Origin of the sequence: Pandoraea sputorum (assembly GCF_000814845.2) — a bacterium.
In the GTDB taxonomy this organism is placed as follows: domain Bacteria; phylum Pseudomonadota; class Gammaproteobacteria; order Burkholderiales; family Burkholderiaceae; genus Pandoraea; species Pandoraea sputorum.
Window position 1 is genome coordinate 3048552 of record NZ_CP010431.2, and the last position, 22609, is coordinate 3071160.

Sequence of the window (22609 nt, forward strand, 5' to 3'; positions counted from 1 at the left end):
CGCCGGGATTTCCTCGACGATCTTGCCGGGTCCGCGAGGCGCGTGCATCGGCGCAGCGGTGTCGGAAGCATTGACGGAAGTCTCCGGAACCTCTGGAATATCGGGCGACATCGGCATCCTCTCAAAACGTGGACGAGTAGGACGAGGACCAGCACCTCAAAGTTCAGTGTAGCGCGGCGACTCAGACAAGACAAAGCACGCGCAAAACAAAATGGGACGATGTCGCCATCGCCCCATTGCGTTGTCTTTCTCCCGTTCCGGCATCTGATCGTCGTACCGTCATGCTGCCCGCGATCCGCTCAGCATGACAGCAAACTCGACCATCAAACCTCTTCGTAAAGCGGCAGCGTGAGGAAGTCGACGAAGCCCTCGCTCGTGCTCATTGTCTCGAAGATCACGGCGGCGCGGTCGTACGTCGGTGCGACCTGCCCCACGAGCTCCTTGACGTTAGCGAGTTCCTGCGGAATCAGTTCGCGCACCAGTTCGGCGGTGACCTTGCGGCCGTCGTCGAGCTTGCCCTTCGGCGAGCGGATCCACTGCCAGACCTGCGAGCGCGAAATCTCGGCGGTGGCAGCGTCCTCCATCAGGTTGTGGATCGGCACGCAACCGTTGCCCGCCAGCCAGGCACCCAGATAGTGGATGCCGACGTTGATGTTGTTACGCAGCCCCGCTTCGGTGATCGGCGCTTCCGGCTTGAACTCCAGCAGATCACGGCCCTTGACGCTCACGTCGTCGCGCTGCTTGTCGATCTGGTTCGGACGCTCGCCCAGCACCTTCACGAACTCTTCCATCGCGACCGGCACCAGCCCCGGGTGCGCGACCCAACCACCGTCGTAACCGTCGGTCGCATCGCGCGCCTTGTCGCTGCGAATACCGGCCATCGCCTTTTCGTTCGCTTCCGGATCACCCTTGATCGGGATCAGCGCGCTCATGCCGCCAATCGCAGGTGCATTGCGACGGTGACACGTCTTGAGCAGCAGCAACGCGTAAGCGCGCATGAACGGCACCGTCATGTTGATGCGGCTGCGGTCGGCGAGGCAGAAGTCGGCGTCGACCTTGAACTTCTTGATGCACGAGAAGATGTAGTCCCACCGGCCCGCGTTCAGGCCCGAGCTATGCTCGCGCAGCTCGTACAGGATTTCGTCCATCTCGAATGCTGCGAGCACCGTCTCGACGAGCACCGTCGCCTTGATGGTCCCTTGCGCCACGCCCAGTTCGTTCTGCGCAAGCACGAACACGTCGTTCCACAGACGCGCTTCAAGATGGCTCTCAAGCTTCGGCAGGTAGTAGTAAGGACCGAAGCCGCGCTCAAGCGACGTCTTGGCATTGTGGAAGAAGTGCAGGCCGAAGTCGAACAGGCTGCCCGACAGGCGCACGCCGTCCACGCTCACGTGCTTTTCGTCGAGGTGCCAACCGCGCGGTCGCACGATCAGCGTCGCGACCTTATCGCCAAGTTGGTAGCGTTTGCCGTTCTGCTCGAGGCTGATGGTGCCGCGCACGGCGTCGCGCACGTTGATCTGCCCTTGCAGCTGGTTATGCCAGTTCGGGGTGTTCGAGTCCTCGAAGTCGGTCATGTAGCTGTCCGCACCCGAGTTCAGCGCGTTGATGATCATCTTGCGCTCGACAGGCCCGGTGATCTCCACGCGCCGGCACTGCAGGGCATCCGGCAGCGGTGCAATACGCCAGTCTGCGTCGCGGATGGCCTGCGTCTCAGGCAGAAAATCGGGCACTTCACCGGCATCCAGACGCGCCACGCGCGCTTCACGGGCGGCGAGCAACGTCTGACGTTGCGACTCGAACGCGCGGTGCAGCTTCGCGACGAACGCCAGCGCTTCGGGGGTCAGAATGGCTTCGTATTCGGGACGGATATCAGTGGCGTCGACATGCAGTTGCATGCCTGGGGGCAGACTCAAAGGCATCAGGGATCTCCAACAGCTTGTTTATGTTCGGAAGCACGCCGCAAGGAAGGGACTTCAGGGGCTTTGCACAGGGCCCTCACACCTCATCGGGCGTGTAGGACGCGCACTTCCGTCAATGCCGGGGGGATCGCGCGATCCGACAGCATTGCCCGCCGATTTTATTATTGATGCCGATCATCATAAAGATGCATAGAAATCACTTTATCTATGACTTTTTAGTACATAATCGCGATCATGGATCGCTTCAAACAAATCGAAACGTTCGTTGCCGTGGCCGCCAGGGGCAGTTTATCCGGGGCTGCGGCGCTGGAAGGCGTGGCCCCGGCCGTGATCGGACGGCGTATCGACGCGCTCGAATACCGGCTGGGCGTGAAGCTACTCGTACGCACCACCCGGCGCGTGACGCTGACCTTCGAAGGCTCCGCCTTTCTGGAGGACTGCCAGCGCATTCTCAACGAGATGCACAACGCCGAAGCGGCCGTGTCGGCCGGAGGCGTGAAAGCCAGCGGGCATTTGCGACTGTCTGCCCCCGCCGGGTTCGGGCGACGCCACGTCGCCCCGCTGCTGCCGGTGTTCATCGCTTCGCATCCGGACGTCACCGTCACCCTCGATCTGTCGGACCGGCTTGTGGATCTGGTCAACGAGGGCTTCGACTGCGCCATCCGGCTCGGTGAGTTGCCCGACTCCAGCCTCGTCTCACTGCGTCTCGGCGACAACCGGCGCGTGTGCGTGGCGTCCCCCGACTATCTCGCTGCGCACGGCCGTCCCGAGTCGCTCGACGACCTCGCCGATCACAATTGCCTCGCGTTCGGCTCGACCGCCAACCAGCAGCGCGGCTGGACCTTTGCGAAAGACGGCAAAGTCGTCACCATTCGCGTGAACGGGACGATGGAATGCACCGATGGTGCGGTGCTGCACGATTGGTGCCTGGAGGGCTACGGACTGGCGTGGCGCTCGTGGTGGGAGGTGGGCGACGACATTCGCGCTGGCCGGCTGACGACGGTGCTCGATGCATTCGCCGCGCCGCCCATCGGCATCCACGCCGTGTTTCCTCAGCGCCGTCACCTGCCGCTGCGTGTGCGCCTGTTCATCGACCATCTCAGGCATCACTACGGCAGCTCGGCGTACTGGCAAGACGACGCGTCTCAAAATTTGCACGAAAGCGTGCACCAAAGCGCGTAGACGCACGCATCCGCGCGCGTCGATTTGACGCATGACGCGAGACGCCCGGCCAGCGGGGGCGCGGACTGCAGGCCAGTCCTCGACGAGATACGTACGAGGAACGTTTGCTGCGGATAGCCCCTCTCAATATCGGGTTTGCCCCCGTTGTTGCGTCGCGCCAAAGCCATAAAATCGAAGCGAAGGGTCCGCAGGCGATGCTCGGCAGGCATCGGAAGCTGCAAGACAGCGGACTGGGTGCAAGACCGTGATACCTGCGCGAGCCTGTGAACGCGTGTTCAGCAACGCCAACTGCGGGAGGTCATATGTTGTTTACCCACATCCTCATTCCGACTGACGGCTCGGAGCTATCCCAAAAGGCTGTGACGGGCGGGCTCGAACTGGCCCGCGCCCTGAACGCCAGAGTCACCGGCTACTGCTGTCTCGCCGAATATCCCTACTCCCCTTTCAGCGAATACGTGCTCGAAGCACCGGCTACGTTCAGCGAACGCATTGCCGAAGAAGCCTGCGCGCATCTCGACAGTCTCGCCCAGGCGGCCGCCGCAGCGGGCGTGCCCTTCGACCGCGACAGCTCGACCTTCCCCGCCCCTTATCTGGGCATCATCGACGCAGCGGAACGTCACGGGTGCGACGTCATTCTGATGGCCTCGCACGGGCGGCGTGGCCTCACCAGTCTGCTGCTCGGCAGCGAGACGCAACGCGTGCTCGTGCACTCGAAGATTCCGGTCCTCGTGTACCGTTGATTGCGTTGATGAAGCGGATGGCCCCGACGCCATCGACATCGTCGACACGATGAAAAAAGGCCCGTGAGCGGGATACGCTCACGAGCCTTTTCTCGTTCAGGCGTGCAGCGCAGTCAGGACGACGACGGGAACGCCGCCCCAACTGCCCCGGCCGGATAAGCCGGACGCGCGGTCCTGACGCGATACTGTTCCGCCAGCGTACGACGTGCCCCCACGCGCATCGTCGCTGACGGGCGCATCGCGCCCTCCCTCAGCCCTGTCAGGCTGCCTTGACCTGCGCCTTCTTTTCGTCGAAGAACTGTTCGTCCTCCGTCGAACCCTTCAGGGCCGTGGTCGATGCGTCGCGCTCGATCGTTTGCGTGACGGCATCGAAGTAGCCCGTACCCACCTCGCGCTGGTGCTTGACCGCCGTGAAGCCCTTGTCGGCAGCGGCGAATTCGGCTTCCTGCAACTCCACGAAGGCGCTCATCTGACGACGGGCGTAACCGTGCGCCAGGTTGAACATCGAGTAGTTCAGGCTGTGGAAGCCGGCCAGCGTGATGAACTGGAACTTGTAGCCCATTGCACCGAGTTCCTTCTGGAACTTGGCAATGGTCGCGTCGTCGAGGTTCTTCTTCCAGTTGAACGACGGCGAGCAGTTATACGAGAGCATCTTGCCCGGGAAGTGCTTGTGGATGCCTTCCGCGAATTGCTTGGCGAATTCGAGATCCGGCTTGCCCGTTTCGCACCACACCAGATCGACGTACGGTGCGTAGGCCAGACCGCGAGCGATGGCCTGATCCAGACCGTTACGCGTGCGGTAGAAGCCTTCGACGGTGCGCTCGCCGGTGCAGAACGGCTGGTCGAGCGGGTCGACGTCGGCCGTGATCAGGTCGGCCGCTTCGGCATCGGTACGAGCGATGAGCACGGTCGGCACGCCGAGCACGTCAGCCGCCAGACGCGCCGCAACGAGCTTCGCGACAGCTTCACGCGTCGGCACGAGCACCTTGCCGCCCATGTGGCCACACTTCTTGACCGAGGCCAACTGGTCTTCGAAGTGAACGCCACCGGCACCGGCTTCGATCATTGCCTTCATCAGTTCGAAGGCGTTAAGTACGCCGCCGAAGCCAGCTTCCGCGTCGGCCACGATCGGTGCGAAGTAATCGATGTAACCTTCATCGCCCGGGTTCTTGCCTTCCGACCATTGAATCTGGTCAGCGCGCGTGAAGGTGTTGTTGATGCGGCGCACGACCTGCGGCACCGAGTTGGCCGGGTACAGCGACTGGTCCGGGTACATCTCACCAGCGAGGTTGGCGTCGCCAGCGACTTGCCAGCCCGACAGATAGATGGCTTCAAGACCCGCCTTGACCTGCTGCATGGCCTGATTGCCGGTGAGCGCGCCGAGCGCGTTCACGAACGGCTTCTCATTGATCATGTTCCACAGACGCTCGGCGCCACGGCGGGCCAGCGTTTGTTCCGGCTGGATCGAACCACGCAGGCGCACCACGTCTTCGGCCGAGTAGCCACGCTTGATGCCCTTCCAGCGCGGGTTGTTCGCCCAGTCCTGTTCGAGTTGCTTCACTTGCTCTTGGCGCGTCGTCATGATGATCTCTCCTGGTTTCTCGATACAAATAAAAGGGGGTGACTCTTTGCTGCCCTGGGATCGCCGGCCCCGCGGTTGACCGCGCTCAGCGTCTCCAAATCGGCAGGTCTTGTATAAGAGTTTAGGGATTTCTCACGCAACGCAACAGAACGAATCTGCGTTCAATCACATCTTTTTTATTTATATAAATCAAATACATAACAAAATAATTTCTTAATATGAAACGCTGTTTTCCTTCCTGAAATCATCATGTTGTGCCAAGCAGCGCAAATTTTTACGCACCGCAAAGACATTCCACATCATGAAAAAAGGCCGATGACACAGGTCATCGGCCTTCGAGAGCGGAATGCGGACAGGACTTATGAGGCAGCGCGGCTCGTCGACGGTAGCGCCTTCGGCGGCTTACATACCAACCAGACGGCCAGCGCGATAAAACATCCGCCGAAGAAGTGAGCCATTGTGACGGCTTCGTTCAGGAACAATGCGCCCCAGAGCACGCCGAACGGCGGAATCAGGAAAGTGACGGTCAGCGAGCGCAACGGTCCGAGATCGGCGATAAGACGGAAGAACAACATATAGGCGACGGCGCTGCACAGGAAGCCGAGCGCTGCCATGGCGGCCCACACGCCACCGGTCACGGGTCCGGGAATGCCTGACGTCGCCGACACGTAGCCAAAGAACGGCAGCAGGACGACGGCCGCGCCGAGTTGGCTGCCGAATGCCACGAGCTTCGCATCGAGACCCCCGCGCTCGGTGATCCAGCGCTTGGTCAGGTAACCGGCAAGGCCGTAGCACGACGTGGCGACGAGACACGCCAGCGCCCCCATCAGAACGGGTCCGGACATCGTGACCGGGCCGGTGCGCGTGAGCACGGCCACGCCGATCAGCCCCAGCAGCACGCCCAGACTCTTGGCACCCGTCAGACGCTCACGGAAAAACAGCGCGCCGATCACAACGCCCATCAGCGGCGTGGTGGCATTGAGAATCGCGGAATATCCGGCGGGAAGCACGCGCGCGGCAAGGCAATACATGACGAACGGAATGCCCGAATTGATAACGCCGAGCACCATCGCGGCCCCGAGCAACCCTTTGAATTCCCAACGAACGCGCATCGCCAGCAGAATGACCGCTAGGCCGATAGCCCCGAGCGTCACGCGAAAGAACGCGGTAGGCAACGGCCCGAGCGCAGGCACGATGATGCGCATGAAAAGAAAGCTGGCTCCCCAGATGGCGGAGAGCGCCAACAAACGGGCGATGTCGGATGAACGCATGGTCGGACTGACGGCCCAAGCGGCCGCCACGAAAGGATCGGAATGCCTGAATCCTCCCACATCGGAACGGGGAGCGCTGGTCATAATCGGACATGGCGACGTCGCCCGACGAAGGTGCTGCGATGGGTCGCCACCATCAAATGGTGAATCACCCCATCCGCTTTTCGGAATCCGCGCATTGAAGGGCCAAAACGTCGTGCGATATGGTCGTGAGTCGAACCTCCGGAGCTTCACACGAAATGACGTATCGAAATTTGCAGGCGCTCTCTCATCGAACGACTCTCCACCCGATTCCCCGATCCCGTTTGCAATATCGCCCCCCCGCAAGCACGAACGTCCCGCGAGGATACGACCTGTGGAATCACTATGAAGTCAGTTGGATGGACATGCACGAGCGCCCCCAGATCGCCGTTGTGGAAATGGTGATTCCGTGCGACTCGCCTTACACACTGGAGATGGCAGATGCACAGCGCTATTTCCTTGCGCTTCGAGAGTGTCGTTTCGAATCGCCGGAAGCACTGGAATCGCATATCGCGTCGGAGTTGTCGCGATCTCTTCAGGCCTATGTCCTCGTGCGTAGCACGCCGGTGCGCCAGGCGGTGCGAACGACCGCCGCATGTGGGCCGGTAGCGCGATCGCTGGATACTGAGCCCGTTGGCGTGATCCGAGGTGGCGTCGATGCCCATCTGTTGCGCATCCATCGCGACGCCACGACCTTGCCAGCGTCACCGGCCCGCGAATGTCTGACCTCGGATCTGTTGAGCGTACGATGCCCGCTTAGCGGGGGCGTCGACTATGGCACGGTATGGTTTGACTACACGGGCCTGCCAATTTGCTCACGTTCGCTTATGGCGTACGTTCTCTCGTTTCGGGATAGCGAGATGTACATCGAGCAATGCGTGGAGACGCTCTTTGCCGATATCCTCACGCAATGCACGCCGTCACGCCTGTCCGTTCGCGCACGCTTTACCCGGCGCTACGGGCTTGACATCAATCCCGTACGCTCAACGCACGGCGTCGCCATCACCAATCAACGCACCGTTCGCCAATGACCGTATGACTGATCTTGCTTCGACGCTGTCTGCCGAGAGCCTCGTTCCGTCGCAACAGGCGACACACATCACACCGGCCGTGATTGTGCTGGCCATCGGCTTTGTCAGTTTTCTCCTGATATCGAATGCGCTGGGCGCGCGCGTGTGTGAAGTCACGCTGCCATGGACCGTCGCGGGCGAGCCGTTCCGGCTCACGTTTTCTGCCGCGCTGATCAGTTTCCCGTTCGCCTATCTCTTCTCGTCGGTACTGACCGAGGTCTACGGTTATCGCATCAGCCGGGTTGTGATCTGGAGCGGCCTTGCCGCAAATCTCGTGATGCTTGTATTCCTGTGGTTGACGGCCATGCTGCCGACCGACCCCACATGGGCCGCCCAAACCGGCTTCACGGACGAGGTACAACGTCACTGGTTCGAGTCGATCGCACACATGTTCCTGGCGTCGGTCTCGGCCTGTCTCGTGGGTGAATTCGCCAACGCAGCAACGCTGGCCCGTATGAAGATCGCGATGCACGGCAGACTGGCGAGCCTTCGATTCATCGTCGGCAGTGCGTTGGCGGCATTGCTCGATTCCGTCGTCTTCGTGGTTGTGGCGTTCGCTTACGTGCTCGACCTCGACGCCATGACGCGCATGGCCGGGCTCGAATTCGTCTTCAAATGTGCCCTGCAATGGCTCGTTTTGCCGATGACGGTCGGCCTCGCCCGATGGCTCAAACGCACAGATGGTATCGATCATTACGACATCGGCACGTCGCTGAACCCGTTCGGCTTTCGCTTGTCACGCACGAAAGCCTCGGGTAGTCGTCAATAGCGGCGGCCTCGCCAACTACGCTGCGTCGGCGTCCCGTGCCCGGCGATAGGCGATCCAGTCGCCGCCCGGGATACGAGGCAACTGGCTGACGGCTGCTGCATCCACCGGATAGACGATGCACGCGTACGTGGCACCGGCGCACGCGACGTCCAGCATCTCTCGCACGAATAGGCCTGCCTCGCCCGGATAGACGGCTTCGATTTCGTCGAGCACGGGGATAAGCGCCGCATCTATCCGGTAGACGTCACCGGTCACGCGCTCGTCCATGCCTACGCCCAACACCATACCCGGATAGCTACCAAAGTCGTAAAGCTGCCCGCCTAGCGTCGAAGTGCCGACGTACGTCGGTGCCGCAATACCGTGACGCTCCGCCGCGCGCATCATGTCGTTGATCTCTCCCGCGCGCAACGTCCCGTAGACGAAGACGTACACGGCATCGGTTCGCGCATCGACCGGCACGGATTCGACAGACACCGCTGGAGCAGAGGGCGTAGCGGGCGTAACAGGCGCATCGGGCGCGAGGTTAGGCATGGCATGCATCCGGTTCGAAAGTGACAGGCAACGAGTTTACACTTACAAAATTCCAATTGTCGCCATCACACGTCATGCCGACCCTCATGTCCGCGCCAGCCGGTCCGATGGATACCGAGGCGCCGGGCCTCGGCCCCCTGCCCGCCGCTCAGGCCGAGTTCGACAACTACGTCGTACCGGACACCTTCATGCCGACACCGTCGCGCCCGGTGCGTTTGCGCGCCCGGCCGTTACGCGATGGCATCCGCGTTCCGAATCATCGCCACGCATGGGCACAGGTCGCTTACACCCCGCGAGGCGTCATCCAGATCGCCGTGGCCGACGCCGCGTGGATCGTGCCGCCCTCACGGGCCATCTGGATTCCCCCCGACATCGAACACAGCCTGCTGGTCAACGAGCCGTCGTATCTGCGCACGCTGTACGTGCATCCCGACGTGATCCCGTCGGGTCTCGATCAGTGTCGCGTGGTGGAAGTGTCCGCGCTGCTGCGGGAGTTGATCGCCGCGATCGATGTGCCCAGCCCGGATCTCGATCCGCCGCGCGAGCAATTGCTCGGCGCGCTGATTCTCGACGAACTGCGACGCGCCTCCCCGCTGCCGCTGGAAGTCCCGCTTCCCCGCGACAAGCGCCTGCTCACGTTATGCACGGCGATGCTCGCCGATCCGGCCCGCGCCTGGACGCTCGATCAATGGGCGCGCTTCGCCGGTGCCAGCCCGCGCACGATCGGACGCCTGTTCCGTCAGGAACTCAATATGAGCTTCGTGCAATGGCGTCAGCAGGCGCTGCTCGCGCAGGCGATTCCGCTGGCGTCCAAAGGCTATCCGCTTTCGCGTATCGCGCGCGAACTCGGCTATCGGAGCCAGAGCGCCTTCTCCGCGATGTTCAAGCGCACCTTCGGACGTACGCCGACCGACTTCTTCGCCACGGCCCCCGACACTACATTTGTCGGAACAGATGAGCGTACTGACGACTGACCGCCACGCGGTCTTTGCGGCGTTTGAGTTTGAGTGTCAGGCGTCCGAGCGGCGTATGCTGCGCGCTCACGACTTCCCCCACATTGACGACCGTACTGCGATGCACCTGCCAGAATCGCGACGGATCGAGCTGCGGCAGTAGCTCGCGCAGACTCGTGCGGATGAGCAGGTCACCTTCGACCGTTGCCACCACGACATACTTGTCCGCCGCTTCGAAAAAGCAAATTTCTTCGACGGGCACAATCCGGATTTCGTCGCGCACCGATGCACGCACGAACTGGAGATATTCGCGGGGCTTCTGTCCATTTTGATTCGCCTGTCCCGCAGGCGCGCTCTCGGATGACGCGGACGGCCGCCCTTCTCCCGCATCCAGATGCGTACGTAATGTCGTCAACAACTTCGATAGCGTATCGCCCGTCGGCGCGGCCAGCCGTTCGCGCACGCGCGCAACCGTGCGCGCCAGGCGCTCAGGCGCCACCGGCTTGAGCAGGTAATCGACGGCCGCCGCGTCGAAGGCCTCCAGCGCGAACCGGTCGAACGCCGTCACGAACACGATCTGAGGCGGTCGGTTCATTCGCGCACACGCCTGCGCAACCTCAATGCCGGTCGCACCCGGCATCGAGATGTCGAGAAACACAACGTCCGGTTGCGATCGGGCGATGGCCGCAATCGCCGACGTGCCATCGGGTGCAATGGGCAGCATCTGCAAGTCGGGCCAGGCCTGCGCGAGCATGGCGCGCAACGCGTCGGCAAGCAATGGTTCGTCTTCGGCGATCAGGGCGACGGGGGATGTCATGCACTCCACTCTCTGCGACTAGAAACCTGTGCCATTTGCGCTGCCCGCCTCGGCTCCCTGCCCGGGCAACGCCACAGGCAAGCGCAGTGTGGCAACGACGCCTCGCGGTACGCCCTCGGTGAGCGTGAGTCGTGCGTCGTCGCCAAAGAGCACCCGCAGGCGCTCCCGGATATTCGTCAGGCCGATGCCGAACGTACGTCCCGCCGCATCGCCGCCAGCATTCGTACCTGCGACGGGAAAGCCTGCACCGTCGTCCGTCACGCGCACCACGATCTGGTCCACGCCGGAGGCCGTCCGTTCGCACCAAGCGCTCACCGCCACGCTTGCGCCACCCGACAGCGGTTCGACGCCGTGCTTCACCGCGTTCTCCACCAGCGGCTGCACGAGCATAGGGGGCACACGCACAGCGCGACATTCGTCAGGCAACTCGAACGTGTAACGCAGACGCTCACCGAAGCGCACCTGCTGAATGGCCAGTAACGCTTCGAGCAACGCAAACTCGTCTGCGAGCGGCGTTGTCTCCGAGCGGGTCGCTGCCAGCGATGCACGCAAGAAACGATTCAGGTGCCCGAGCAGTACTCGCGCCCGGGCCGGGTCGCTCGCGATCAACGAATCGAGATTCGCCAGCACGTTGAACAGGAAGTGCGGCTCCAGTCGCGCCTGAAGCGTCCGCAGTTGCGCGTACACCAGTTGACGGTCGGCCGCGGCCTCGCGCAACGCCTGATGCGCCGTCTCTTCACGCAACTGTGCGATGCGCGCCCGCGACCAGCCGTGATAGGTGCCAATCGCCGTCGCGATCAACGCGATCAGCAGGACGATGGGCATCGAATGGCCGTTGACCGGACGCCACATCGTGATCGGCAGACCGAGCAGCATCGTCCCCGTCGCAATGCCGAGCGCCAGACCAGCGGCGCAACCGAATGCGACGAGCAGCAGGAACCCCGCCATCGACGGCCGCGCATCACGCCAGATCAACCGGCGTCCGCCGTCGATAAACACCGTGATGGCAATGCCGATGCACTGCGCAAACACCAGATTCTGGATGAACGAGCCGCCGAAGCCGATGAACCAGAGCGCCAGCGCGATGGCCGTATTGAAAAGCAGCACACCTACAAGTTCACGCACAAAACGAAGCCACAGGCCACGCGTCTCGATGACGCGGCCCGCCTGAGTGGTCTGAGCGGCTTGCGATGATTTCATTGTCGACGTCATTGTTGTGCGCCTCCGGCTTCGCCCCAGCCCGATCCTGCGATCATGGCGAGCAGGCCCGGCCCGGACTTCGGCCGCGTGGGTGCTATATCGAGTATCTCGTCGTGTGCTTCGGCTAGCGGATTGCTTTGCGCCCGGCGAAACACTGCACTGCGCTCGTCATCCACCGTCTCTCTTTGCGTCTGTTTTAGTGTCCCTATCGGCCGTGCGTCATGTTGCCACATCTGCGCGAACGCGTTGCTGAGCGTGCGCCCGGGCACCCCCACAGCCGCAACGCCCGCGATGACCAGCCCGGTAAAGAGCCCCATCATCTGCCGCCGGTGCGCCATCACGTCGCCGCGTCGAATCGCCAGCACGGCGAGCGCCAGCCCGACCAGCACGTACACCGAAAGCGCATGCAGCCACGAAAAGTTGCCGTGCCCCAATTCGCGGATGCCGAAGCTCGTCGCCGCCGTCGCCGTCATCGCCGACACCCACAGGCGTCCCGCCCACCGGTGCCGGGGCGTGCCGCGTCGCATGAGCAGAATGCCCGCGCCTAACAAGACGGCAGCCGTCGCTACAGCCACGTGGATCGCTACTATCGTCGTCATGACGTCCTCACAGGGTTCGAATCATGACCTGACGATAAGCAAGCACGGCGCGACTCGCAGCCCGCTTGCGACGAACGGTTTGCCGTCGACGCCAACCGCAGCCTCTCCGGCGCGAGCGGTGCCCGGTTTGTCGCGCCAGCACCCGCCCACCTGGAAGGCGATGCGGTGGTCGCGCATTTTCGCCGACGATTGTGACAGGACGACGCATCGCCTCACACACGAAAAAAATCCCCGCGCCTCTTGCGAAACGCGGGGATGGTTCGGCCAGTCAACCGGTAAGGCTTACTCGGCGGCGGCCTCGGTCGCCTTGTTCACCTGCGCGGCGGTTTCGCCATCGAAGGTGAAGCGGCCATTGCGCCAGTCGACCGGGATCGTGTCCTTCGGGCCGAACGTGCCGGCGAGCACCAGCTTGGCGACCGGGTTCTCGATCTCCTGCTGGATCGCGCGCTTGAGCGGTCGTGCCCCGAACACCGGGTCGAAGCCTTCGCGCGCCACATGCGTGAGCGCCGCCTTGCTGACTTCGAGATTCATGTCGAGCTTCGCCAGACGCTGACGCAGGATCTCGATCTGAATCGTGGCAATCGACTCGATATGCTTCTGATCGAGTCCGTGGAACACCACGACTTCGTCGATCCGGTTCAGGAACTCCGGACGGAAGTGATCCTTGATCTCCGTCCACACGGCGTCCTTGATCCGTTCCTGCGGCTCGCCCACCATCGACTGAATCATCGACGAACCGAGGTTCGACGTCATCACGATCACCGTGTTCTTGAAGTCCACGGTGCGCCCCTGACCGTCGGTCATACGGCCATCGTCCAGCACTTGCAGCAGCACGTTGAAGACGTCCGGGTGCGCCTTCTCAACTTCGTCGAGCAGAATCACGCTGTACGGCTTACGACGCACGGCTTCCGTCAGATAACCGCCTTCTTCATACCCGACGTAGCCCGGAGGCGCTCCGATCAGACGCGCCACGCTGTGCTTCTCCATGAACTCGCTCATGTCGATACGGATGAGGTGATCCTCCGAATCGAACAAGAACATCGCGAGCGCCTTGCACAGCTCGGTCTTGCCCACACCGGTCGGCCCGAGGAACAGGAACGAACCGTACGGACGGTTCGGATCCGCCAACCCGGCACGCGAACGACGGATGGCGTCGGCCACGGCCGTAATGGCCTCGTCCTGTCCGATCACGCGCTCGTGCAGCTTGTCTTCCATCTTGAGCAGCTTCTCGCGCTCGCCCTGCATCATCTTCGACACCGGAATGCCCGTGGCACGCGAGACGACGTCCGCAATCTCTTCCGTGCCCACCTGCGTGCGCAACAGACGCGGTTGCGACTGCTGCCCCGCCGCTTCGGCGGCATCGGCATCCTTCAACTGCGCTTCGAGCTGCGGCAGCTTGCCGTATTGCAACTCGGCTACCTTGTCGAGCTTGCCTTCGCGTTGCAGCTTGGCGATCTCGGCACGCACGCGGTCGATCTCTTCCTTGACCTGCGCACTGCCCTGCACCGCCGCCTTTTCAGCCGTCCACACCTCTTCGAGGTCGGCGTATTCACGCTCCAGACGCGAAATTTCTTCCTCGATCAGCGCCAGACGCTTCTGCGACGCCTCGTCCGTTTCCTTCTTGATCGCTTCGCGCTCGATCTTCAACTGGATGAGACGACGGTCGAGCTTGTCCATCACTTCCGGCTTCGAGTCGATTTCCATCTTGATCTTCGACGCAGCTTCGTCGATCAGATCGATGGCCTTGTCCGGCAGGAAACGATCGGTGATGTAGCGCTGGCTGAGTTCAGCCGCCGCGACGATGGCCGGGTCGGTAATCTCCACGCCGTGGTGCAGTTCGTACTTCTCTTGCAAGCCGCGCAGAATCGCAATCGTCGCTTCGACGCTCGGCTCTTCGACCAGCACCTTCTGGAAGCGACGCTCCAGTGCGGCGTCCTTCTCGATGTACTTGCGATATTCGTCGAGCGTGGTGGCCCCGATGCAATGCAACTCGCCGCGCGCAAGCGCCGGCTTGAGCATGTTGCCCGCATCCATCGCACCTTCGGCCTTGCCCGCGCCGACCATCGTGTGAATTTCGTCGATGAACAGGATCGTGCGGCCTTCGTCCTTGGCAATGTCGTTGAGCACGCTCTTCAGGCGCTCTTCGAACTCGCCGCGGAACTTCGCACCGGCCAGCAGCCCGGCCATGTCGAGCGCCAGCACGCGCTTGTTCTTGAGCGACTCCGGCACTTCGCCGTTGACGATACGTTGTGCGAGCCCTTCCACAATGGCCGTCTTACCCACCCCCGGCTCGCCGATGAGCACAGGGTTGTTCTTGGTACGGCGTTGCAGGATCTGGATCGTGCGACGAATTTCGTCGTCGCGGCCGATCACCGGATCGAGCTTGCCGGACGCGGCGCGCTCGGTCAGATCGAGCGTGTATTTCTTGAGGGCTTCGCGCTGGTTCTCGGCATCCTGACTGTCGACGGATGCGCCACCGCGTACGCCTTCGATGGCAGCTTCCAGCGATTTACGGGTGAGGCCACGGCCGCGCGCGAGCTTGCCCGTGTCGCCCTTGTCGTCGGCGAGCGCGAGCAGGAACATTTCGCTGGCGATGTAGCTGTCGCCATGCTTCTGCGCTTCCTTGTCGGCCTGATTGAGCAGGCCCGCGAGTTCGCGGCTGACCTGCACATTGCCGTCGGTGCCTTGCACCTGCGGCAACTTCGCGATGGCCGTTTCGATGTCGTGCGCCAGCGGCTGAACCTGCACGCCTGCGCGCTGCAACAACGAGCGCGCAGCGCCCTCGGGTTGTGCGATCAGCGCGGCGAGAAGGTGCAGCGGCTCGATGTATTGCTGGTCGCGACCGACTGCCATGCTTTGGGCATCAGCCAGCGCTTCCAGGAACTGCGTGGTGAATTTGTCTTGTCGCATCTAGTGCTCCGGTAAGAAATCTCTCTGGATCGGATGTGCGGACAAGCCCCTGTGGTTTCAAGGGGCATTACAGCGCGACGTTTGACATTTCGCGCAATGCCTGACGAGACGCCGGCTTCAGGCTTGCCGGGCGGGGAAGACGACGGAATCGCTCCCCTGCGCCGGACGCGTGGTGCGTTGGAACAACCGCAGGACACGCCCGGGTTTGAGGCTCATAATAGCTACTTTCAGCACGCCGCACCATGCGTCATCCGGGCGCCTAAACATCCCAAATGACGTCGCCGTCGGCCCCCGTACCTGCCGAAATGTCCGCCGAATCCACGCTTCCGACGACCTCGAGATCTGCCAGCCAGGCCGTCATCGACCCACTGGAATGGCCGACGGCCCCTGTCACCCGTATTGCCGATATCGACGAGGATGCCGTACGCCTGCTCGTCCACACGTTCTACGGACGCGTTCGCGACGACGACCTGCTCGGCCCGGTATTCCGGCAGGCTCTTGAAGGCCGCTGGGACATGCATCTGGAAAAGATGGTCGCGTTCTGGTCGAGTATCGTGCTCGGGGCCAAAAGGTATCGCGGCAATGTGACGCAGGCGCATCAGCCATTCGGGCATCTCAGCGGCGAGCACTTCAGCCGCTGGCTCGCGCTCTTCTTCGATACGCTCGACAAGCTGTTCGAACCGCAAGCGGCGTTCGCCTTCGCGGAACCGGCCATCCGCATTGCGGAGAGCCTTCAATTAAACCTATTCGGATGGGAATACACGTTGCCGCCCGCGCAGCGCGCCTTGCTCGACAGCATCAAGCAAAGACGGCCGACTCGGCAGCACGATTGATACGATCGACGAAAATAAGAGCAGTTCGACGACGTTATTTGATGTTCCAGCGCTCGCGGGCAGCCGTGTCGGTCTCACGGGCGTCGACCCAGCGCTCGCCTTGTGGCGTGGATTCCTTCTTCCAGAACGGCGCTTCGGTCTTCAGATAGTCCATGATGAACTCGCAGGCGGCAAAGGCGTCGCCCCGGTGCGCCGACGTGACCGCGACCAGCACGATCTGATCGCCGGGTCCAAGGTCGCCGTAGCGGTGGATGACCAGCGCGTCGAATAGGCGCCAGCGCTCGCGCGCTTGCACGACAATCGCCTCCAGCGCCTTCTCCGTCATGCCCGGGTAGTGTTCGAGCGTCATGCGCGAAACGTCCTTCCCGTCATTCAGATCGCGCACCGTTCCGACGAAGGTCGCCACCGCGCCAACGCGCAGATCGTCTGCACGCAAGCGCCGGACTTCCTCCGACAGGTCGAAATCCTCGGTCTGCACTCGAATCGGCATGGAATGACGTCTCCTTGGCTATGGACCGCGCGCGTGGCTCAGCCGCCCGTTACCGGCGGGAAGAACGCGACTTCGCAACCTTCCGTCAGGCGGGTAGACGCGGGCACCATCGTATGATTGAGCGCCATGCGCAGCGAGCGCTGCGGGCCGAGCGTCTCGGCCCAGACCGGGCCGCGCGCGCACAGCCATTCCCGCACGTCTCCCACCGTGGCAATCCCGGCAGGCAGCGCGTCCACGCGCTCCTCGGCGACGTTGAGCGCCTCACGGACACTGGCGAAAAAGCGAAGATCGATCTGCATAGTCTGTCCGGTGCATGACCCGAGATGTCGCGCCATGCACCTGTCTCTCAATATAGAAGGTCGGAGAACGGCAGGAACGCCACCGTCTGCCCCGCTTCGATGCGATGTCCCGGCGGGTTATCGATGAGGCCGTCGCCCCACACGGTCGACGTGAGGACTGCCGAACTTTGGTTCGCAAAGGCGTCGAGGCCGCCCTGATCGTTCAGGCGCGCCCGCACGAATTCGTTGCGACGATCGGCCTTCTTCTGCGTGAAATCGGCGCGCATCGCGATGCGGCGCGGCGTCACGTCCGTCACCCCCTGTAAACGCAGGATGAACGGGCGCACGAACAGCAGGAACGTCACGAAACTCGACACCGGATTCCCCGGCAGGCCAATGAAGTGCGCCGTGCCACCGCCCATACGGTTGACCTCGCCGTACGCGAGCGGCTTGCCCGGCTTGAGTGCGATCTGCCACAGGTTCAGACGCCCCTCGGCTTCCACCGCCGGCTTGACGTGATCCTCCTCGCCCACCGACACACCGCCGGACGTGATGATCAGATCGTTGCCGCGAGCCGCGTCGCGCAGAATCGCGCGTGTGGCCGCCAGATTGTCGGGCACGATGCCGTAATCGGTCATCTCGCAGCCCAGATTCTCCAGCAGGCTGCGCAGCACGAAGCGGTTGGAGTTATAGATGCTGCCCGCGCGCAACGGTTCACCGGGCATCGTCAGTTCGTCGCCCGTGAAGAACACGGCGACGCGCAAACGCCGGGCCACCTGAAGCTTCGCGATGCCGACGGATGCCGCCAGCCCCAACGATTGCGCGCGCAGCCGGGTACCGGCCGCCAGCACCACGCTGTCGCGACGAATGTCCGCGCCCTGACGGTTCACGAACTCGCCCGCTTCGGGGGCGTGACGAATCACGACCGTCCCATCCTCACGCGCCTCGCACTGCTCCTGCATCACAACGGCGTCAGCCCCCGGAGGCACCGGCGCCCCCGTGAAGATGCGCGCTGCGGTGCCGCTGGCGAGCGGGTCGGGCGCGTGCCCGGCGGGGATACGCTGGGAGACGGGCAACACGGTGGCGTCGCCCGTCAGATCGGCCGTGCGAACGGCGTACCCGTCCATCGCGCTCGTGTCCATCGGCGGGACGTCGAGCGTAGCGACAACGTCGGCCACCAGCACGCGTCCGTTGGCCGCGAGTGTGTCGACCGTCTCACGCGCGTCGAGCGGATGCGCCGCCGCCAGCACGGCGTCAAGGGCTTCTTGTGTACTCAGCATGCAAATGGCCCGGGAGTCAGTAAGCGCAGAATGCGAAGCACCGTCTTACAGGCCGGTATGCTCTGCGATGTAAGCCTTCACGCGTTCCACGTCGTTCGGCACGGTCTCGAAGCGCTGCGGCAGCGATTCCAACTGCTCGAAGCCCGCCGGACGCGGCGGCTCGCGATGCAACGCCTCGCGAATCGTTTCGGCGAACTTCGCCGGCTGCGCCGTCTCAAGCACGACCATCGGCACGCCGGGTTCGAGCGCTTCGCGCGCGACCTTCACGCCGTCTGCGGTGTGCGTATCGATGACCACGTCGTAACGCTTGGCCACGTCCTGAATCGTCGCCAGACGATCCGCGTGCGTGCTGCGGCCCGACACGAAACCGAACTTCGCGACGCGCGCAAACGCCTCGCTGCCCGACAGATCGAAACCGCCTTCGCGCTCGACCTTCTTGAGCAGGTCAGCCGTTGCCGTGGCATCGCGGCCCAGCAGATCGAACAGGAAGCGCTCGAAGTTCGATGCCTTCGAGATGTCCATGCTCGGGCTGCTCGTGTGAAACGTCTCAGCCGACTTGCGCACGCGGTAACGGCCGGTGCGGAAGAACTCGTCGAGCACGTCGTTTTCGTTGGTCGCCACGACCAGCTTGCGAATCGGCAGGCCCATCATGCGCGCGATGTGACCGGCGCAGACGTTGCCGAAGTTGCCGGACGGCACCGTGAACGATACTTCGCCATCCTGCCCGGACTTGCCGCCCGTGGCCGCGAAATAGCCCTTGAAGTAGTACACGACCTGCGCCACAACGCGCGCCCAGTTGATCGAGTTGACCGTGCCGATCTTGTAGCGCGCCTTGTAGGCGTGATCGTTCGAGACGGCTTTGACGATGTCCTGCGCGTCGTCGAACACCCCTTCGACCGCGAGGTTGAAGATGTTCGGGTCTTGCAGGCTGTACATCTGCGCCGTCTGGAATGCGCTCATCTTGCCCGCAGGTGAGAGCATGAAGACGCGAATGCCTTCCTTGCCGCGCATGGCATATTCCGCCGCGCTGCCGGTGTCGCCGGAGGTCGCACCGAGAATGTTGAGCGCGTCGCCGTGCTGCGCCAGCGCGTATTCGAACAAGTTGCCAAGCAGTTGCATGGCCATGTCCTTGAACGCCAGCGTCGGGCCGTTCGAGAGCGCGAGCAGCGACAACTGCGTGTCGCCCTCAACACCCAACGGCAGCAACGGCGTGATGTCCGCCGCGTCTTCGCCCGGACGCACGTTGCGGTACACCTCGGCGGTGTACGTACGCTTCGTAAGATCGGCCAGGATCTCGGCCGGAATGTCGCCCGCGAACTTGGCCAGCACCTTGGCGGCCAGTTCGGCGTACGACAGCTGACGCCAGGCACGCAGCTCGTCGGCCGTCACCTGCGGGTACTCTGTCGGCAGATAAAGACCGCCGTCCGGGGCGAGGCCGCCGAGCAGAATGCTGGAGAACGACTGCGGTTCGCCAGAGGTCAGGCCCGCGCCGCGCGTGGAGATGTATTTCATGGGGATCGTGTCCTGTGGTATCGGTGACCTGTACCGCTCAGCTCAGCGCTTCCATACGGATGCGGGTGACATTGGACAGCACCGTGTCCATCGCCTCGATCTTCGCGATGGCCGCGTTGATGTGCTTCTCGAGCGTCTGGTGCGTCAGGATGATGATGTCGGTCTGGTGCTCGCCTTCGCGCGATTCCTTTTGCAGCAGCGCATCGATGGAGATGTCCAGGTCGGCCAGAATGCGCGTGAGTTCCGCCATCACACCGGCACGGTCCACCACCCGCAGACGCAGGTAGTAGCTCGTCGTGACTTCGTCGATCGGCAGCACCGGCGTGTCGGACAGCGAGTCGTGCTGGAACGCCAGATGCGGCACGCGATGTTCCGGGTCGGCCGTCTGCAGACGGGTCACGTCGACGATGTCGGCCACCACGGCGGAGGCCGTCGGCTCAGCGCCCGCGCCCTTGCCGTAGTAGAGCGTGGCACCCACGGCGTCGCCCTGCACCAGCACGGCGTTCATCGCGCCTTCCACATTGGCGATGAGGCGCTTGGCCGGGATCAGCGTCGGATGCACACGCAGTTCGATGCCGTTTTCCGCGCGGCGCGTGATGCCCAGCAGCTTGATACGGTAGCCGAGTTCCTCGGCGTACTTGATGTCGAGCGCCGACAGCTTGGTGATGCCTTCGACGTAGGCGCGGTCGAACTGCACCGGCACGCCGAATGCGATGGCGCTCATCAGCGTGAGCTTGTGGGCGGCGTCGACGCCTTCGATGTCGAACGTCGGATCGGCTTCCGCGTAGCCCAGACGCTGCGCGTCGGCGAGCGCCACGTCGAAGTCGATGCCCTTGTCGCGCATCTCCGAAAGAATGAAGTTCGTGGTGCCGTTGATGATCCCGGCGATCCACTGAATGCGGTTAGCCGTGAGGCCTTCGCGCAGCGCCTTGATGATGGGGATGCCGCCGGCGACGGCGGCTTCGAACGCCACCATCACATTGGCTTTGCGGGCCGCCGCGAAGATCTCGTTACCGTACACGGCCAGCAACGCCTTGTTGGCGGTGACCACGTGCTTGCCGTTCTCGATCGCCTTCAGGACCAGTTCCTTCGTGAGATCGTAGCCGCCGATGGTTTCGACCACGACGTCGATGGCCGGATCGTTCACAACCTCGAACGGGTCGCCCGTGACGACCGCCGCGTGGCCCACAAGACCCTTGGCCCGCTCGACGTTACGCACCGCGACCTTCGTAATTTCAATACCCCGGCCGGCGCGACGTTGGATTTCTTCCTGGTTGCGAGCCAGTACCTGGAAGGCGCCGTAGCCTACGGTGCCCAGGCCCAGCAGGCCCAATTTGATCGGTTTCATGCAGTTTTACTCAAAAGTCGGAATCGGTTGGCGCGCATCACTTGCCGTGGCGACGGCGATAACCGTCCAGGAAGCGGGCAATGCGACTGATGGCGTCTTCCAGGTCGCCCTCGTGAGGCAGGAACACTACTCGGAAATGGTCGGGGTGCATCCAGTTGAAGCCGCTGCCCTGCACCAGCAGGACCTTTTCTTCGAGCAACAACTGGAGAATGAAGTCCTGGTCGTTGGCGATGGGGTACACCGCCGGATCCAGACGCGGGAACAGATACAGCGCCGCCTTCGGCTTCACGCAGGTCACACCGGGGATGTCGGTGAGCATGCGGTGGGCGATCTCGCGCTGCTCGTACAGGCGTCCGCCCGGCACGATCAGGTCCTTGATGCTCTGGTAGCCGCCCAGCGCCGTCTGAATGGCGTACTGACCGGGCACGTTCGGGCACAGGCGCATCGAGGCGAGAATGTTCAGCCCTTCGATATAGTCGCGCGCCGGACGCTTGTCGCCCGACACGACCATCCAGCCCGCGCGGTAGCCGCACGCACGGTAGCTCTTGGACAGGCCGTTGAAGGTAATCGTGAGCACGTCTTCGGAAAGCGAGCCGATGGAGGTGTGCTCTTCGCCGTCATAGATGATCTTGTCGTAGATCTCGTCGGCGTAAATGATCAGCTTGTGTTCGCGGGCGAGCGAGACGATCTCCTTGAGGAGTTCGTCCGAATACAGCGCGCCGGTCGGATTGTTCGGATTGATGATGACGATCGCGCGGGTGTTGGGCGTGATCTTCTTGCGGATGTCCGCGAGATCCGGCTGCCAGTCTGCCTGCTCGTCGCAGACGTAGTGCACCGGAGTGCCGCCCGAGAGACTGACGGCGGCCGTCCACAGCGGATAGTCGGGCGCGGGCACAAGCACTTCGTCGCCGTCGTTGAGCAGCGCCTGCATGGCCATCACGATCAGCTCGGACGCCCCGTTGCCGAGGTAGATGTCGTCGAGCTGAACGTCTTTGATGCGCTTTTGCTGACAGTAGTGCATGATCGCCTTGCGCGCCGCGAACACCCCCCGCGAGTCCGAGTATCCGGCCGAGTTCGGCAGATTGCGGATCATGTCCTGAACGATCTCGTCAGGCGGTTCGAAGCCGAACGGCGCCAGATTGCCGATGTTCAGTTTGATGATGCGATGACCTTCGTCTTCCATGCGCTTGGCATGTTCGAGCACGGGCCCACGAATGTCGTAGCAGACATTCTGCAATTTCTGCGATTTGAGGATCGGTTTCACGGCGGTTGTGGTCTTGACGGGCGGCGCAGCGATCCGGACG

The 22609-nt window shown here is 62.9% G+C and carries 20 protein-coding genes; 6 read left to right on the forward strand and 14 right to left on the reverse strand.

The annotated features are described in order from the left end of the window. Positions 1–323: 323 nt before the first annotated feature. Positions 324–1919 (reverse strand): malate synthase A, encoded by a 1596-nt coding sequence (aceB, locus tag NA29_RS13390; protein ID WP_039398779.1) that lies wholly within the window; start codon positions 1917–1919, stop codon positions 324–326. A gap of 234 nt (positions 1920–2153) precedes the next feature. On the opposite strand from aceB, the gene NA29_RS13395 reads away from it, so the two are divergent. Then, a complete protein-coding gene (locus NA29_RS13395; protein ID WP_052252916.1) occupies positions 2154–3101 on the forward strand; it encodes a LysR family transcriptional regulator in 948 nt (315 codons plus the stop codon). 305 nt (positions 3102–3406) lie between these two features. After that, positions 3407–3841: a universal stress protein gene (locus NA29_RS13400; protein ID WP_039403430.1), complete on the forward strand. Its 435-nt coding sequence runs from the start codon at positions 3407–3409 to the stop codon at positions 3839–3841. Between the two features lie 259 nt (positions 3842–4100). Here the strand turns inward: NA29_RS13400 and aceA are convergent, their stop codons facing one another. Next, complete coding sequence (aceA, locus tag NA29_RS13405) at positions 4101–5423, reverse strand: isocitrate lyase (protein ID WP_039398781.1); 1323 nt, start codon at positions 5421–5423, stop codon at positions 4101–4103. A gap of 359 nt (positions 5424–5782) precedes the next feature. Continuing rightward, positions 5783–6694 (reverse strand): DMT family transporter, encoded by a 912-nt coding sequence (locus NA29_RS13410; protein ID WP_039403433.1) that lies wholly within the window; start codon positions 6692–6694, stop codon positions 5783–5785. A gap of 239 nt (positions 6695–6933) precedes the next feature. Here NA29_RS13410 and NA29_RS13415 point away from each other — a divergent pair, with 239 nt between their 5' ends. Beyond that, positions 6934–7746, forward strand: a complete 813-nt coding sequence (locus NA29_RS13415) for a hypothetical protein (RefSeq protein ID WP_072633288.1) — start codon at positions 6934–6936, stop codon at positions 7744–7746. Between the two features lie 4 nt (positions 7747–7750). Further along, positions 7751–8554: a VUT family protein gene (locus tag NA29_RS13420; RefSeq protein WP_039398783.1), complete on the forward strand. Its 804-nt coding sequence runs from the start codon at positions 7751–7753 to the stop codon at positions 8552–8554. A gap of 15 nt (positions 8555–8569) precedes the next feature. Here NA29_RS13420 and NA29_RS13425 read toward each other — a convergent pair whose 3' ends face one another. After that, positions 8570–8938: a gamma-glutamylcyclotransferase family protein gene (locus NA29_RS13425; RefSeq protein ID WP_052253264.1), complete on the reverse strand. Its 369-nt coding sequence runs from the start codon at positions 8936–8938 to the stop codon at positions 8570–8572. A gap of 254 nt (positions 8939–9192) precedes the next feature. Here NA29_RS13425 and NA29_RS13430 point away from each other — a divergent pair, with 254 nt between their 5' ends. Continuing rightward, the gene (locus NA29_RS13430) at positions 9193–10059 is read left to right on the forward strand and encodes an AraC family transcriptional regulator (protein ID WP_084104229.1); all 867 of its coding nucleotides are present in this window, start codon (positions 9193–9195) and stop codon (positions 10057–10059) included. On the opposite strand, the gene NA29_RS13435 is transcribed toward NA29_RS13430, so the two are convergent. The 4 genes from NA29_RS13435 to clpB all read right to left on the reverse strand — a co-directional run bounded on the left by NA29_RS13435 (position 10022) and on the right by clpB (position 15564). Beyond that, the gene (locus NA29_RS13435; RefSeq protein ID WP_039398787.1) at positions 10022–10855 is read right to left on the reverse strand and encodes a LytR/AlgR family response regulator transcription factor; all 834 of its coding nucleotides are present in this window, start codon (positions 10853–10855) and stop codon (positions 10022–10024) included. The genes NA29_RS13430 and NA29_RS13435 overlap by 38 nt on opposite strands. Before the next feature lie 18 nt (positions 10856–10873). Further along, the gene (locus NA29_RS13440; RefSeq protein ID WP_072633289.1) at positions 10874–12055 is read right to left on the reverse strand and encodes a sensor histidine kinase; all 1182 of its coding nucleotides are present in this window, start codon (positions 12053–12055) and stop codon (positions 10874–10876) included. Between the two features lie 8 nt (positions 12056–12063). Next, entirely contained in the window at positions 12064–12654 is a 591-nt protein-coding gene (locus tag NA29_RS13445) for a DUF2306 domain-containing protein (protein ID WP_052252920.1), read from the reverse strand. Positions 12655–12936: 282 nt separating this feature from the next. After that, entirely contained in the window at positions 12937–15564 is a 2628-nt protein-coding gene (clpB, locus tag NA29_RS13450; protein WP_039398788.1) for an ATP-dependent chaperone ClpB, read from the reverse strand. Between the two features lie 272 nt (positions 15565–15836). On the opposite strand from clpB, the gene NA29_RS13455 reads away from it, so the two are divergent. Further along, complete coding sequence (locus NA29_RS13455) at positions 15837–16397, forward strand: group III truncated hemoglobin (RefSeq protein ID WP_231965069.1); 561 nt, start codon at positions 15837–15839, stop codon at positions 16395–16397. A 34-nt stretch (positions 16398–16431) separates the two neighbouring features. Here the strand turns inward: NA29_RS13455 and moaE are convergent, their stop codons facing one another. Genes moaE through NA29_RS13485 form a run of 6 tightly spaced genes read right to left on the reverse strand, consistent with a single transcriptional unit; the run spans position 16432 to position 22569 of the window. Continuing rightward, the gene (gene moaE, locus NA29_RS13460; RefSeq protein WP_039398791.1) at positions 16432–16887 is read right to left on the reverse strand and encodes a molybdopterin synthase catalytic subunit MoaE; all 456 of its coding nucleotides are present in this window, start codon (positions 16885–16887) and stop codon (positions 16432–16434) included. 38 nt (positions 16888–16925) lie between these two features. Continuing rightward, positions 16926–17186, reverse strand: a complete 261-nt coding sequence (gene moaD, locus NA29_RS13465; protein WP_039398793.1) for a molybdopterin converting factor subunit 1 — start codon at positions 17184–17186, stop codon at positions 16926–16928. Positions 17187–17233: 47 nt separating this feature from the next. Next, positions 17234–18445 carry a molybdopterin molybdotransferase MoeA gene (locus NA29_RS13470; RefSeq protein ID WP_052252921.1) on the reverse strand — a complete coding sequence of 404 codons (1212 nt, stop codon included), beginning with the start codon at positions 18443–18445 and terminating at the stop codon, positions 17234–17236. 45 nt (positions 18446–18490) lie between these two features. Continuing rightward, entirely contained in the window at positions 18491–19957 is a 1467-nt protein-coding gene (gene thrC, locus NA29_RS13475) for a threonine synthase (RefSeq protein WP_039398797.1), read from the reverse strand. 37 nt (positions 19958–19994) lie between these two features. Further along, positions 19995–21305, reverse strand: coding sequence for a homoserine dehydrogenase (locus NA29_RS13480; RefSeq protein WP_039398799.1), 1311 nt, complete (start codon positions 21303–21305; stop codon positions 19995–19997). A 37-nt stretch (positions 21306–21342) separates the two neighbouring features. Further along, a complete protein-coding gene (locus NA29_RS13485) occupies positions 21343–22569 on the reverse strand; it encodes a pyridoxal phosphate-dependent aminotransferase (protein WP_039398801.1) in 1227 nt (408 codons plus the stop codon). Between the last annotated feature and the right edge of the window lie 40 nt (positions 22570–22609).